Annotated in this window: 15 protein-coding genes; 5 read left to right on the top strand and 10 right to left on the bottom strand. The window is 56.8% G+C overall.

The genetic code is table 11. From position 1 onward, the window contains the following. Nucleotides 1-8 precede the first annotated feature (8 nt). On the bottom strand, nt 9-1,682 hold the full coding sequence (locus EGT51_RS01050) for an ABC transporter ATP-binding protein (RefSeq protein ID WP_135366941.1): 1,674 nt from the start codon (nt 1,680-1,682) through the stop codon (nt 9-11). Continuing rightward, entirely contained in the window at nt 1,670-2,563 is an 894-nt protein-coding gene (locus EGT51_RS01055; protein ID WP_135366942.1) for an energy-coupling factor transporter transmembrane component T, read from the bottom strand. The genes EGT51_RS01050 and EGT51_RS01055 overlap by 13 nt, the downstream gene beginning before the upstream one ends. A gap of 487 nt (nt 2,564-3,050) precedes the next feature. Between EGT51_RS01055 and EGT51_RS01060 the strand changes: the two genes are divergently transcribed. Further along, nucleotides 3,051-3,293, top strand: coding sequence for an alpha/beta fold hydrolase (locus EGT51_RS01060; protein WP_225428656.1), 243 nt, complete (start codon nt 3,051-3,053; stop codon nt 3,291-3,293). Nucleotides 3,294-3,494: 201 nt separating this feature from the next. Here the strand turns inward: EGT51_RS01060 and EGT51_RS01065 are convergent, their stop codons facing one another. The 5 genes from EGT51_RS01065 to EGT51_RS01085 form a co-directional block, all read right to left on the bottom strand. Continuing rightward, nucleotides 3,495-4,193 (bottom strand): type 1 glutamine amidotransferase, encoded by a 699-nt coding sequence (locus tag EGT51_RS01065; RefSeq protein ID WP_135366943.1) that lies wholly within the window; start codon nt 4,191-4,193, stop codon nt 3,495-3,497. Between the two features lie 163 nt (nt 4,194-4,356). Next, nucleotides 4,357-4,899 carry a hypothetical protein gene (locus EGT51_RS01070; protein ID WP_135366944.1) on the bottom strand — a complete coding sequence of 181 codons (543 nt, stop codon included), beginning with the start codon at nt 4,897-4,899 and terminating at the stop codon, nt 4,357-4,359. 99 nt (nt 4,900-4,998) lie between these two features. Continuing rightward, entirely contained in the window at nt 4,999-5,409 is a 411-nt protein-coding gene (lpdD, locus tag EGT51_RS01075) for a prenylated flavin chaperone LpdD (protein ID WP_135366945.1), read from the bottom strand. A 2-nt stretch (nt 5,410-5,411) separates the two neighbouring features. Next, entirely contained in the window at nt 5,412-5,975 is a 564-nt protein-coding gene (locus EGT51_RS01080; protein WP_135366946.1) for a UbiX family flavin prenyltransferase, read from the bottom strand. 14 nt (nt 5,976-5,989) lie between these two features. Beyond that, a complete protein-coding gene (locus EGT51_RS01085; RefSeq protein WP_135366947.1) occupies nt 5,990-7,456 on the bottom strand; it encodes a UbiD family decarboxylase in 1,467 nt (488 codons plus the stop codon). 122 nt (nt 7,457-7,578) lie between these two features. On the opposite strand from EGT51_RS01085, the gene EGT51_RS01090 reads away from it, so the two are divergent. From EGT51_RS01090 to EGT51_RS01100, 3 genes are read left to right on the top strand one after another with little or no spacing between them, the layout of a single operon-like run. Then, on the top strand, nt 7,579-8,466 hold the full coding sequence (locus tag EGT51_RS01090) for a LysR family transcriptional regulator (protein WP_135366948.1): 888 nt from the start codon (nt 7,579-7,581) through the stop codon (nt 8,464-8,466). Between the two features lie 3 nt (nt 8,467-8,469). After that, nucleotides 8,470-9,030: a DUF1697 domain-containing protein gene (locus EGT51_RS01095; RefSeq protein WP_135366949.1), complete on the top strand. Its 561-nt coding sequence runs from the start codon at nt 8,470-8,472 to the stop codon at nt 9,028-9,030. A gap of 26 nt (nt 9,031-9,056) precedes the next feature. After that, complete coding sequence (locus EGT51_RS01100) at nt 9,057-9,467, top strand: peptide deformylase (RefSeq protein ID WP_135366950.1); 411 nt, start codon at nt 9,057-9,059, stop codon at nt 9,465-9,467. A 171-nt stretch (nt 9,468-9,638) separates the two neighbouring features. Here EGT51_RS01100 and EGT51_RS01105 read toward each other — a convergent pair whose 3' ends face one another. The 3 genes from EGT51_RS01105 to EGT51_RS01115 form a co-directional block, all read right to left on the bottom strand. Beyond that, nucleotides 9,639-10,031, bottom strand: coding sequence for a hypothetical protein (locus EGT51_RS01105; protein WP_135366951.1), 393 nt, complete (start codon nt 10,029-10,031; stop codon nt 9,639-9,641). A 488-nt stretch (nt 10,032-10,519) separates the two neighbouring features. After that, nucleotides 10,520-11,929, bottom strand: coding sequence for a subtype B tannase (locus EGT51_RS01110; RefSeq protein ID WP_135366952.1), 1,410 nt, complete (start codon nt 11,927-11,929; stop codon nt 10,520-10,522). An 83-nt stretch (nt 11,930-12,012) separates the two neighbouring features. Continuing rightward, nucleotides 12,013-12,423, bottom strand: coding sequence for a hypothetical protein (locus tag EGT51_RS01115; protein WP_135366953.1), 411 nt, complete (start codon nt 12,421-12,423; stop codon nt 12,013-12,015). Between the two features lie 197 nt (nt 12,424-12,620). Here EGT51_RS01115 and EGT51_RS01120 point away from each other — a divergent pair, with 197 nt between their 5' ends. Beyond that, nucleotides 12,621-14,060, top strand: a complete 1,440-nt coding sequence (locus EGT51_RS01120) for an APC family permease (protein ID WP_135366954.1) — start codon at nt 12,621-12,623, stop codon at nt 14,058-14,060. Nucleotides 14,061-14,066: the final 6 nt, after the last annotated feature.

The following is a 14,066-nucleotide window of genomic DNA, read 5'->3' on the forward strand; positions in this document are numbered from 1 at the left end:
TCCACCAACTACGCTGTTCGATCTTTCTCACCTCCTTTCATGGCGACTTGCGTGACGTCGCGGCTGAACAAGGCGGTCGGCACCTGCTGGCGCAACAACCGGTTGATCGCCGTCGTGGACAAGAAATTGTCCGTAAAGAATTGCCGCGTCGGTTGCGGCTGATTGAGCCGGCCGTCAAACATGAACGTGCACGTGTCCGCAAATGCCGCGCAGAAATCCATGTCGTGACTGGCCATAATGATTGTCAGCCCATCTTCGTGGAAGCGTTGCAAGAACCGCCCAACCAGCTGCTTGGTCGCCGGATCCAAGCCCTTGGTCGGCTCATCTAGCAACAAGACTTGCGGCTGGGTGATCAACGCCAAGGCCAAGCCGACCAGCTGTTGCTGCCCCCCGCTGAGGTCAAATGTGTTGTGGTCGGCCACTGCAGTCAATTGCAGTTCCGTGAGCAGTTGCGGCACCCGCTCCGTCGCGTCGACTCCCGCCAATTTGGCCTGGGCCGTCAATTCCTCGGTGACGGTCTCGCCGCTAAATTGCTCCGTCGGGTTCTGCGACAGGAAGCTCAGCCGCTGCAGACGGTCGTGATTTTTCATCTTCCAAACCACCTGCTGGTCGAGCTTGACCTTACCATGTTGGGGCTTGCGCAGGCCCGCCAAGACACTCAGCAACGTGGACTTGCCCGAGCCATTTTTACCAATGATTGCCAGCCAACTACCCGGCGTGACGTCCAGATCGACCTGATGCAAGATGTCGCCGGTCGTCGGATAACGCAAGGACACGCCCTTGGCCGTCAGGCTGAAGTCGCTGGACGGCGGGCTGGGTTGGGGCTGCGGTGACGGCACCGCCGCAAACCGCCAGGCCTGTTGGGCGATGACCTGGCGCCCAGTCGTCACCGTCAGTGGCAATTCGGCCACTGGCAAGTGATGCGCCAGGAAAAACGCGGGCACCGGCGGCACGAACGGTCGCAACGTCGGCTCCGCGTGCATGCGGACCAACCCCGCCGACACGGGGCCGTCGTAGGCCAAGCGGCCGTGTTCCAACAACACCAGCCGGTTAGCCAACGCCAGTACCCGACTCAATCGGTGCTCCGTCAAGATGATGGTGATGGCCAGTTCGTCATGCACCTGCTGTAAAATATTGAGGAAATTTTGCGCCGTGGTCGGGTCCAGTTGCGCGGTCGGTTCATCTAGCAAAATGACCTGCGGCTTCAATGCCAGCACCGAGGCCAGGTTGACCAGCTGGAGTTGGCCCCCCGACAAGTCTTGCACGGGCGTATGTAAGAGTGAATTCAAGCCCAAGAAGTTAGCCACCTCGGCAATTCGACCATTCATCGCGGCCGTCGCGTACCCGAGATTTTCCAAGGGAAACGCCAGCTCCTCGATCACGGTTGCCATGATGGGCTGCACCTGAGGATCCTGGGCCACGTAGCCCAGCTGTTGCGCACTCACGTCGCCGGTCAAATCCGCTACTGGTGTCCCCTGGTAGGTCACCTGGCCCTGCTGAATGCCCGCCGGTTTGAGTTCGGTCTTCAATTGTTTGAGCAGCGTGGTCTTGCCGCTCCCAGTCGCGCCGACCACCGTGACAAAGTCGCCCGGATGAATGTCCAGGGAAATGTCGGTCAACGTGGGCACGGTCTGACCCGCATACGTGAAGGTCAGGTGTGTACTTTTGATTAGTTCTCGCATAGTCGGTATCCCACCTCACCCATCAATGGTAAATTAATAAAGCCAATCATGATTAAGCCGGCCCACCAATCGCCTGGGCCCAACACGCCAAACTGCGTGATGTCACCGGTCCAGCCCCAGCCGTGCAGGCGCAGACCCACGATGATTGCAAAGACGAGCAGACTGACCACGCCAAAGACGGCGTCCATCGCCTGCCAACGGAAGGTCTGGTAATGACTGCGTTTCTTGGCGCCAAAGCCGCGCGCTTCCATCAATACCGCCGTTTCCATGGCCGCAGACACGGAGTCGATCAGCAGGATGCGCAGCAGTTGGCCGGTCTTTTGTAGCCGCCCGCGCCAGGCGCCTTCGCTCACCACGATGCCGCGGGTCTTTTGCAGCATGACCAGCCGCCGAAATTTCTGCGTAAACAAGTTGACCATGCGCAGCGAAATCGTTAGTAGCATTGCCAAGCGCGGCACCACCGGAAACAGCAGGTAGCTGAGTTTGGGCGTAGTAATCACGCCATTGAACAACACGAAGGCAAGAATCATGCCCCCCAGCGACAAGGCCATCGTCACCCCGTAGAGCACCGCGGTCTGCGTGATGCGCACCGTGAGACTGCCCAGGTGGCCGATCCACAACGGACGCCCGGTCTGATTCAGGATGACGTTGAACAGCCAGATCATCGCCATCAGCGACCCGACCCCTTTGAGAGTACGCCAGACCTTTTGGCGATCAAAATACCAGCCGCACAGACCGCACAGCCCCACAAACAACGCTAGCGTGAGCACCAGGTGGTTGAAAATCAGCAATAATGTGAAGAGTTCAACGAAATAAATGGCCGCCACCAAGGGGTGTAGCCGACTGAAAAAAGTTAATTCGTCAAAGATACCCACACGCATTGCCCCGTTCACCGCCTTTCTGAAACCGTTTTCCAGGGTTCCATCTTATCATTTTTAGCCGCGACAAACCCACAATATCTTGTTAAGATAGTCCTTTTTTGTACTACCAATAGCGTTTTTTTGCGATTTTACGGATTTCTTGTCGGTACCGGTAGAAATTATACCAGGAAATGAGGCCAGCTGCTTGGACCACTCTTCTAAAATTGGGTGCTTGACGACGCGTGACCCCCTTAGCCACGGGAGTCAACCCTTTTTCGTTTTTTTCACAATCCTGAAGTTTTCCACGTGGCCTGTACCGCTGCCGCAACGCCAAGGCTTCTGGGACCCACCCAACGTCAGCCAAACGCGACAGTTACCGCTCGGCCTTTGCCCCGGCCACGATTCAAGGCCAATACCTCACCGGGACCGCGCCGCACACGGTCAGCCCCGATGGCTACACCTTAGACATCGCCTACAGGCTCCCGGATACGCGGAGCGGCAACTGGATTTGATTTTTGATTATCAAAATAATATTAAGCGGTACCCCGAATTTCAGGCCTATCTACGCCAACACCAGCCCAGGCTCCTGGCCGTTTGGGGCAAGAACGACCCGTCCTTCATTTACCCTGGTGCCGAGGCCTTCAAGCAAGACGACCCCCACACCGAAGTCGACCTGCTCGACAGCGGCCACTTCGCCCTGGAGACCCACGCTAGCACGATTACCCAGTTGATTATTCGCTACTTTGGGTAAGCTAAAATGAGAGCGCCCCCGGCTGCCTTTTGGCGCACGTTTCAGCTACGTAAAGGTGACGCGCAAAAAAAGGGGCCGCTGAAAAAACTAAAATGTTACTTGAAGAATCACCATCTAAGTCTAAAAATAGCCAGCAAAATGGATAGTTTCCTCCACTTTGCTGGCTATTTGACTGTATTTTTGGGAATTCGCGTTTGCAAATTAGCTCAGTGCGCCGTTTCCCACCGTCGCATGCCGTTTGGTAATAAAATTCAATAGCTGAAAAGTCAGCGACTCCGTTTCAACCGATTCCGGATGATCCAAGATCTGCTGTGGCGTCTGGTTCAAGACGGAGCCCGCTGCGTATTCGCCATCGTTGACCACCATTTCTCGGACGTTATTCGCTAAGGGCTCCAGGTGAAACTGCAGACCCAGCACGTTATCGCCCAACAGGAAACCTTGATTGCGCAGGTGCGCGCTGGAGAACAGCAACTGCGCGCCTTGCGGCAGGTCAAACATCTCTTCGTGCCAGTGCAGGACGGTCACGGTTGGCGGAACACCTGGAATCACGGTACTCTGCCGGGTGACCGGGGCCCACCCCACTTCCTTGGCTGGCGCCGCATGAACGGCCCCACCCAGTTGCTTGACGATTTGTTGCGCGCCAAAGCAGACGCCGAAGATGGGTTTGTGTGCGTCCAGGAGCTGTTGAATCAGCTGCCGTTCCGCCTTGATCCACGGCAAGTCATCGTTGGGGCTCATCGGTCCGCCCAAGACCACCAACAGGTCCGTTTGCGTGGCGGTCGGCAGCTGGCCAAATTCAGCCGGGTGGTAAACGTAAAGTTCATGCCGATTGGCGTTGGCCCAGCTCTGAATGGCACCCGGGCCCTCGTCCGGCGTCTGTTGTAAAACGTTCACTCGCACGTTAAAATTCCCCCTTAATCCAGCGAAACGCCATCCCAGCTGGCATGGCGTTCACTGATACATTATGCTGAAACTAATTCTTTTCCGCAACACAACTTGAGCTGGTCACCTACCGTCCGCCAACTGCCCTATCAGCCAGTGCAACAAAATTATACCGCAATGCTTATTTGTAATAGACCTCGCCGCTAAAATGCTTGGTGCCCCGCTGCTTGGCCACGTGTTTGCTGGTGTAATAGTGAGCCGCCGTCCAGACGCCGGCACCCCCGGCCTGGCTTAGGACTGGTACGCGTTTGCCACCGACCGTCTTGGTCATGACCCGGTAAAAGTCCCCGTCGCCCATGACCTGATTCCAGCCCCGGACGTTGAGCCACTGACTGCGATGAGACCGCACCGTGGTGGCCGTGCTCCAGGAGAAGTGGCGCCGGAATTTGGTGGTCGTTAGCTTGTGCGCGTGAATGTGCGCCAAATAGTTGACGGCGTGGTGCTCGCCGGCGTAGTAGGTCCGCCCGGAAATTGCTTTCGCGCTAAATTTCAGCGTGGATAATTTCCCGTTGGCGTAGTGATACCAGGTGTGGCGGTAGCGTTTCGGCAGCGCCTTTAAGGTCGTCTTGGCCTTGGCTTGCGCCGTGGTGGGTGCCGGTAGGTGACCGCCACCGACCGTGGCCGCAGTGGCCAGCACGGCCAGCCCCATTAACAATTTTTTCATATCTGAATCCTCCCCGATGGCAAACGGGTCCAGCCCATTTGTTACCTCCAATTATACGCTTGGTCGGCGGGCAGGTGTGTTACAGATTGACCACTAATCTCACTGGGGCTGCTCCGAATCGCTGTAGTATTCCGGCGCGGGGGCGTTCACCGGATGCGTCGCCAGCCAGTCCACGATTTGGTGGCCCAACGTTTCTCCCATCGGTGCCGACGCCGCAATTTGGGCCTTGGTGATTTGGTTGACGTGAATGCCGGCAGTGATGGTGCAGCTGCCCGGCAACACCGGTTGCACCACCCTGGCGATTCGCTCGCCAACAAAATTATCCTTGTGAAAGCGGCCATCATGGCTGGGAAACTTCACCGTGTGCAGCGGCGTGGTGCGGGTCAACGTGGTCACGTCGCCGATGTGGGGGTTACTGCCACCGGTCACCACGATGAGGAGGTCCTGGCCAATCACGGTCAGCTCCGCGGTGATTGTGTAATTTTCTTGCGTCACGTGAAATTTAGGCACGGTTAATCCCCCTCCCAACGCTTGGCCTGGGGCACGGCAATCCCAAAGGCATCCAACACCTTCATGGTCTGGTGGTCGACCAGGTCTTGAATGGTCTGCGGCTGATTGTAAAAGGCGGGGATCGGTGGAATGATCTGGGCACCCAACTTAGCCAGCTTGGTCAGATTTTCCAAATGGATCACGCTCAGCGGCGTCTCGCGGGGAACAATCACCAATTTGCGCTGTTCCTTGATGGTCACGTCGGCCGCGCGGGCAATCAGATTTTCGCCAAAGCCATAGGCGATACTGGCAACGGTCTTCATGCTGGCGGGCACGATGATCATGCCGTCGCTTAGAAACGACCCGCTGGCAATCGCAGCACCCTGGTCGCGGTCACTATAAACGACGTCGGCTAGGCTCTTGATGTCGGCCAACGTGGCGTCCGTTTCCAACGCCAAATTTTGTTTGGCCCAGGCACTCATGACCAAATGGGTCTCCACGTCGGGCATCGCCTGCAATTTTTTCAACAGGTCGAGTGCGTAAATTGTTCCGGAAGCACCGGTCACGCCAGTCACAATCTTCTTCATTTCCGATCAGTCCTTTACTTTAAATACTTCTGCCAATCCGGCACGTCCAAGAACTTGGCGCGCACGAATTGGTCCTTCATATCAAACGGCACGGTGCCGTCGATGACTAATTTGGACGACATTCCCCGGGTCCGAATCGACTTGGGGTCATAGGCCGGTCGTTCGGAAGGATCGAGCGGGTGGTTGCGCATCCCGGGTAAGACCAGTAAGTCCTGATCCGCTTGGAAGCGCGTATTCACGGTCCACATCACGTCGTTCATATCAAAGATATCGACATCCTCATCGACCAGAATGACCGTCTTTAGCTCCTTAAAGGCCGAAAATGCCAGGAGCGCCGCTTGCCGCTGAATCCCCTCGTCGGCCGCATCTGCCTTGTGAATCTGCATGATGGTCATCAGCTTGCCACCACCAGCCGGCGGATTGTACACGTTCAACACCTTGCCGGGAATGGCGCGGTTGGTCAACTCTAAAATGCTGGCTTCGGTAGGAATACCGGCCATGCTGACGTGTTCTTCGGAAGGACCGATGACACTTTGCATGATAGGATGCTCCCGATGGGTAACGGCCGTGACCTTGATCACCTGCAGCGCTGGGTTGGCATCACCATCATAGCCCGGAAATTCTGGCATCGCCTTGCCCGTGTGGGTGTTGATGTCTTCTTGGATCCGCTCGTGGGGCAAGATGACGCCTTCCAGCGTAAATTCGGAACGGGCAATCGCATTTTCATCGACCGTCAGTGCGGGCGTTAAGCCGACCGCCTCTTGGCGAATGGCCCCGGCGACGCCCAGTTCGTTGTAGCCCAGCGGCGTGGTCGGCGGCTCAAAGGTACACCCGATGGTAATGGCCGGGTCTAACCCGATGTTGATGGTCACCGGCATCGGTTCATTGGCATCCTCATATTCTTGGGCAAACGCGCCAATATGGCGGCCGCCCGGCATAATGTAGATGCCCAGCTTGTCCTTGTCTTCTAAGACCATCCGGTGAATCGTCACGTCACTCATAGTCTTGGCCTTGTTCGACCCCAGCACCACGCCCACCGTGATGTACGGGCCGGCGTCTTCTGGCGTATTGGTCGGCGCCGCCACTAACTTGCGAATATCAAAATCCGGGTCGGTCGCCCGATGCACGACCTCGTGCACCGGTGCGTCATCGACCATCACCGGCGGCACGGGATGTTCCACGGCGTCATTTAAGAATTGCCCCAGCGTGCGCGCATCATGGTGGAACATCAGCCCAACACGTTCACGGCTGGCCATCAACCCCGTCAATACCCGGGTACCAGCAAATCCCTTGACCTGATTAAACATCATCGCCGGTCCTTCTTGGGTCGGCCGTTGGACCGTCCCGCCGGCACCGATATAGCGGTATACGCCGGACAGTTCGGCATTGGGATCCACGGGCACGTCGGTGGCGTGGTACTGCCCGGGATGCGTTTGTAACTCTGCTAAAACTTTGCGTAAATCATACGGTTCGTTTGTCATGTGCTGACCTCCTTGTCATCTACATCGTCTAGCTTAGCCGGTAAAACGGTTGCAAACAATTCAGATTTCGACTACTGTTATGCTTAACAGGAATAACAGCCAATTTGAGAAAGGACCTGCCCATGACCATTGCCGACCTTTACAACTTCATCACCGTTTATCAAATCCGCAATATTTCGGACGCTGCCGTTGCCCTGCACCTGACCCAATCGGCGCTGTCCAAACGCCTGAAATCACTTCAGACCGAGTTGAACAGTACCCTGATTTCCACGCGAAACAAGCGCCAGCTGACCATTACAGAAAGCGGCGAGGTCTTTTTCCGTTACGCGCAGACAATGACGACGCAATACGAGCTCATGACTAGTGAACTGGCGGCATACCGCGACCTTAAGCGTGGGACCATCCACGTCGGCACGGTGCCCGTCATGGCTCAATACGGTCTGGCCACGAAGATGAGTCGTTTCATGGCGACCTATCCGCAGCTCAACATTCGCCTCGAGGAGCTGGAGGGAGCGGTTCTCCTGCACAAATTACAAAATCAGGAACTCGACTTAGGGATCTTGCGCGACGTCCAAAGCCAACAGCTCAACCCCTCACAATTTGCCACCGTGACCCTCGCCGACGATGCCCTCAAGGTCGTTTTGGCCGCCGATCATCCCCTCGCCGCCAAGTCTCAGCTGACCATGGCCGACCTGGCCGCCTTTGAAGTCGTCAGCCTCAATCCGGGCTCCGGCGTGTACGAAAAGATGGGCGAACGCTACCAGCAAGCCGGCATCACCCCCAACATTCGCTTCACCACGCCACACATCGAAACGCTGCTGGCCATGATCACCGGCACCACGCGGGTGACCTATCTGTTCGCCAAATCCGCCGCCCCCTTCCTGTCAGACGCCTTTGTAACGCGGCCCTTTGCCCAACCGCTGATCAGCCACCTGCAGCTGGTCTACCCTCGCGGTACGGTCGCCGCCGCCACGCAGCGTTTCGTGTCGGCGCTGACCCAGGAGGACTGACCCATGGATAACTTGTTGATCTTGCGGGGCATCAATACCGGCACGGCCCACCGGATCCCCATGGCCAACTTGCGCGACTGGCTGCGGGCGGCCGGCTTTGCTCGGGTACAGACCGTGGGCAATACCGGCAACGGCGTGTTCACCAGTGACACCCCGTTGACCGCAGACACGGACCGCGTGGCAAATCTGCTGGCTACACACGTCGACTTTGATCAGCCATTTGGCCTCATGGCCGGTCCGGACTTCTTGCACGAGCTGGCCCAGGCGCCGGACTGGTGGACGGACGCCGCCCCGGGTCAGCACATGTTACTGTTTAAGCTGACGACCTATGCGCTTAATCAGGATACCTGGTTGACGCACCAGCTGACCGCCAACGACCGCGTGGCCATCACGCCACACCTGATCTTTTGGACCGTCACCGCGCCAGACTTCCGCCATTCCGGCTACGGCCAATTGACCGGCACCCCGTTTTATCACCAGACCAGTACGCGCAGTTATCGCACGGCGCAGCGCCTACAACGGCTTTTGGTTCAGCGCGGTCAGTCAACGTGCTATACTAAGTAAACGACTCATTTGGGAGGAACCTATTCATGATCAAACCTGTGATTCACGACCAGACCCGCCTGGCCCAACCCTCAGCCCCCGCCACGGTGGCGGATACGGCGACCGTGACCGATCTGCTCGATACCCTGAAGGCCAATAGCGAAAACTGCGTGGGCATGGCCGCCAACATGATTGGCGTCAATCGGCGCATCATCGTCGTTGACCTGGGCCTGTTGCCCATCGCCATGATCAACCCAGTCATCACCAAACACGCCGGTCCCTACCAGACCAGCGAAGGCTGCCTGTCGCTGAGTGGCGAACGGCCAACGCAGCGCTTCAAGACGATTGACGTGGACTTTTTAAACGCCGCCTTTCAGCCACAACATCAGACCTTCACCGGCTTCGTGGCCCAGATCATCCAACACGAGGTCGACCACTGTAACGGGATTTTGATTTAGCTTGCCATTAAAATAGTACTAAAATAGAGCCTGGGAAAATTTTTCCAGGCTCTTTCATATCCCCTTTACATAGCTGAAACGTGCGCCAAAAGGCAGCCGGTTCCGCTTAAAACTGATAACCAAACAATCCCAAACCCGGATTATTCGGTTATCAGCCTTAATGCTCGCCGGCTAATCGCCTTTGGGCCCACTCTTTTTTTGCTGTGGTCGTAATTTCAGCCAGCCCCAGCCAATCAAGCCGAGGTTAAAAATCATGAGCAAGGCCCACAACCACAGGTAGTCGCTGATGACGTCAGGCACCTGGGAGTGCCACAGGGCCACTGTCATAACCACGATGATGATCACGTTGGCACCGAGCCCCCAGCGCTTGGTCCGCCGCCGCTGGGCAAACGCCGTCGCTAAGGCCAACCCAATCAAGACCGCCGTGAGCAGCAGGTTGCCTTGCCGCCAGTCGAATTCGACGCCTAAGCTCGTGTAAGTCGCCGGCTGTAGCGAGATGATCAAGAGAAACATCAGGCTTCCAACCACATTGAGTAAGGGCACACAACCATACAGTCTCTGCATCTTCGTCACCCCTTCGTGTTCCCTTCATGATAGGGAGATTGCCCGGAAAAGTAAACCAAAACGCTGGGGCTAAGTTATGTGACGTGACTAACGACTTGCGGGTGGGATATTTCTACCTACAGATTGAATATGGGATGAGCAGCGATTTAACCTAACCGCAGGCCGGCATCAGCCGTGGGAAACTGCTTAGTGACACAACGTTGGCCTAGGTTCAACGGCAACATTAGTCGATACCGCGAGCCCAACTCTGTGTCGATTGTCATCACCGTAGCCGGGAGTTCGCCAAATATGGGCTCAGCCGTGGGAGTTCCCTTAGCGGTGACTTTGGCCGCTTAGGGAACTGGCGTCTTTGAGACGTGATTTTCGGCTCAAAGCGAGGGCGAGACCACCCTTTGGCTCGACCGGTCCGCCCCACCGCGTTCCAGTCCCATATTTGGCGAACGGTAGGCGGCCAAGCCGGGTAACCAAAACGCAGGTATCCGGTTTCGCTACCCCGCAGTTTGGCACAACCCGTCGATCCAGTCGAAGAGGTCTGGCAGGTCGTAATCTCCGCTGTGGGGCGTCGCCCAAGGTAGGGCGAAGTCCACGTCGTAGCCGCGATTGGCCAATTTAGTTGCCAAGATGACGGGGATGGCAAAAGACGTATCGCGGTCGGCCGCCCCGTGGCGAATCCGCCAGTGTGGGGCTACGTGACTTTGCTTTTTCAATAAGTATGTTAATGGATTGACTGCTGCTACCAAATCGGCATCGGCCAACGTGGCCGGGACCGCGCTGTGGGCCTGTGCGAACGGCGTAAAGTGCCGCGCCGCTGTCAGTCGATTGCCGAACAGGTCATTTTCCGGATTGCGTAAATCCAGCGCATCGAAGGCGGGGACGGACTTCATCCGGGTAATCGCGCGCAAATACTGGGGCCAGTCGATACGGGTCACGGTATGGCCACTGACAATCACGCCGGCATACTTAGTCACGTCTTGGCCCGCATCCAAGGCCGTCTGCGCCGAATCCTTGAGGTAGCGCAAAATTTGTGTTTTAAAACTCCCCTCACCCGTGTGATCCAGCGACAAGGGATTGCCTGCGCGGTCCTTTAATTCGAGACCGTTGACATACGGGATGAACGCCGCTTTGAGTTGCGGTGACAACGCCCGTTCCTGCTCACTGAGATGGCCGTGAATGGGCGTGCAAATTTGACGGTTATCCTCAACACGAATCCGCTGGCGATGCCACTGGTCGATCCCGCTAAATTCCCATTCGTACGCCGCATCGGCGTGTTCCAGGTTGTGGATTGGGCAATAAGCCGACACGGCAAAAATGTCGTCGGTGGCCGGGGCCGCCCCCAGGTCTTGCAGGCGGCTTTCGAAAAAGTCTGCATTGCCGCTGGCCCCCATCAACGCGGACGTGGCCCCACCAGCACTGGTCCCATTGGTAATGATACGTTCAGGATTCCCCGGCAGACGCCCAGCGTTGAACTTTACGTAGCGCACGGCCGCCTTCATATCCACGATAAAGGCCGGCGCCTTGCCGGTATTTTGCCCCTGACCATCCGTCTGGGTGCGTCCGCGTAAGCCTGCCGTAACCACCACGTAGCCACGTTTCAGGGCCCGTAAGATGGTATCGCCACGACTGTAAACGGCCAGATTACCTGGAAAGTCTTGGGGTCCCGGCAAGTAACCGCCCACGGTATTGGGCATGAAGATAGGCGCCGTCACACGTTGGTACCCATTGACTGTCCCACCATTGAAGTATGGCGTGGGCACGAAAACGTTGAGCCGCTGAATTGGGTCCACGGGCATCGTCACGTAGGTCAGGTCCATAAACGCCCGGTAAGTGACCGGTTGCCCGTCGACCTGGGCCGTGTGGTCTTGTCCTTGAGTATCATCGAATCGTAAGGGCGTTGGCATGTTAAATTCCTCCATTTCAAACCGTTGTTATTGGCTCTACTGTAGTGGAAATCCACCGCTGGTGCAATTCTTTTGCCAATTTTCTACGCCTGATTACGGTCCTGAATGAAGTCAACCAGCTCCCACCAATTCGGCAATGGCGGTCGTTTACCGCCGGAAATGCGGGTGATTTTGGTCGGCCAACTGACCTGGTAGTCGATCTCCGTGGCCGCAAATAAATTGCCCTGATAGCCCTTGAGATAGCTGTTGACCCGGCCATCGAATTGAATCACATCACCGGCCTTTAGCTGGCCCAACTTCTGAAACCCCTTGGTCAAGTTAAACCACAGGTGATCCGTCATCAGCTGCTGATTACCGAGGAGCCGGACCTCGCGCAATAAAATGGTCGCCTCCTGGCCGCGATACCCCGCCTTTAAGCCATAGCGTTCGAATGTCCCCTGAAATCGGTGGCGCTGGTCGTTGCCCAACCGGGCCAAGCGCTTGCGTGTTGTCATGGTTGTTGCCCCCTTTACAGAACAACTCCGTGAAGATTGGTCAAATATTTTTCCAACGAGGCAATTTTTTCAGTTTGTGAACTGTGCGAGCCGTTTTAGTTGTTGTAAGCGTTACCATCAGGTAGAATAAATTCAGCTATTTCACAAGTGATGCCGCCCTTCATTATTTTACTAATCAACGAAAGCGAGCGATTATTATGCAGAACCTGTCCCGGCACATTTCGTTTCCCCGCCTCTTGATCTTAGGTGCGTCCAGCGTGATTGGCAGTAGCTGGATCTACACCAACGGGATTTTCTTTGACAAGTACGGCGCCGGGGGCGAAATTTTCGGCTTCATGCTGGCCACGCTTATCACGGTGTTGGCCTCACTGTCTTTTGCGGAACTGTCGTCCATCTTTCCGCGTAGTGGTGGACCCGTGGTTTACAGCTACCTGGCGTTTGGGAAACGTTGGGGCTTTGCGACCGGCTGGGCGATCTTGGGCGCCTATTTGAGCGCGCTGTCCTTTTACGTCACGGCTTCTAGCATGTTGCTGGCGACCCTGGTGCCCCAGATTTCAACGGGGCCGGGCTACACGATTGCCGGGGCCCACGTTTCCTTGATGGAACTGGCGATTGGCGTGGCCTTCACACTCTTCATTTTTGCGCTTAACGTTCGCGGCACCAAGCTGACGGCGGGCGTACAAGCCGTGTTGTTTATCGGACTGGTCATCTTGGGTGGTCTGCTGATTATCACCGGCTTTTCGCAAGGAAGCGTCCACAACTTCTGGCCGGCCTTCGCCGCGGGTAGTACGCCGTGGGCCAACGTGGTCCGCTTCGTCCTGCCTGCCATGACCTTTCTGACTGGTTGGGAGGTCGTCACGATTCTGGCGGAAGAAGCCGCGATGCCCCCGCGGAAGATCGGTAAGGCAGTGGTCGGCGCCATTTTGCTGGCGGCAAGCTACTACATCGTGGTCCTCCTGGCCAGCGCCTGGGTCTACCCGTGGGAAAAGACGGCCACCTTCAGCATGGGCTCCATCACGGCCTTCACCGCGGCGGGCTTCCCGTTGCTGGGCACGGCGGCCTATCTGATTGCCTTTTTGGGCCTGTTGACCAGCTTCATCGGCCTGTTCACGGCGGCACCACGGCTGATCTTATCCCTGGCACGGGCAGGACTATTGCCACCCCAATTTGCCAAAATCAATGAAAAACACAATACACCGGTCAACGCGACGGTCCTGGTATTGGTCTTTGCGGTCGGCTTCGGTTGGCTGGGGAAAGGCGCCATGACCTACTTCCTGGACCTCGGCGGCTTCTTCGTGGCCATGGCCTGGGCCATCACGGCTGCGGCCCTGTGGCGCATTCGGCAGACCTACCCAACACTGAATGGTGGCTTTCGGCTGAAACGCCTGTGGCCCAGTCTCTTGGGCGGTCTGCTGGCGATTTTGATTGCGGTGGCGACCCTGTATCCCAAGTCACCGGTTGCACTGGCCTGGCCGACGGAGTACATCATGCTCGCCGTGTGGCTGGGCCTGGGCCTGCTGTTCTACTGGTTGGGTCGACGCGAACATCAGCCCCAAGACGTGGCATTGCACCACCTGCTGGGCGAACAGGAATTTACGCGCCTGATTAACGTAAAAGAACAGGAAAAAACTGAATAGCAAAAA

Origin of the sequence: Levilactobacillus suantsaiihabitans (assembly GCF_004745505.1) — a bacterium.
Taxonomy (GTDB): Bacteria; Bacillota; Bacilli; order Lactobacillales; family Lactobacillaceae; genus Levilactobacillus; species Levilactobacillus suantsaiihabitans.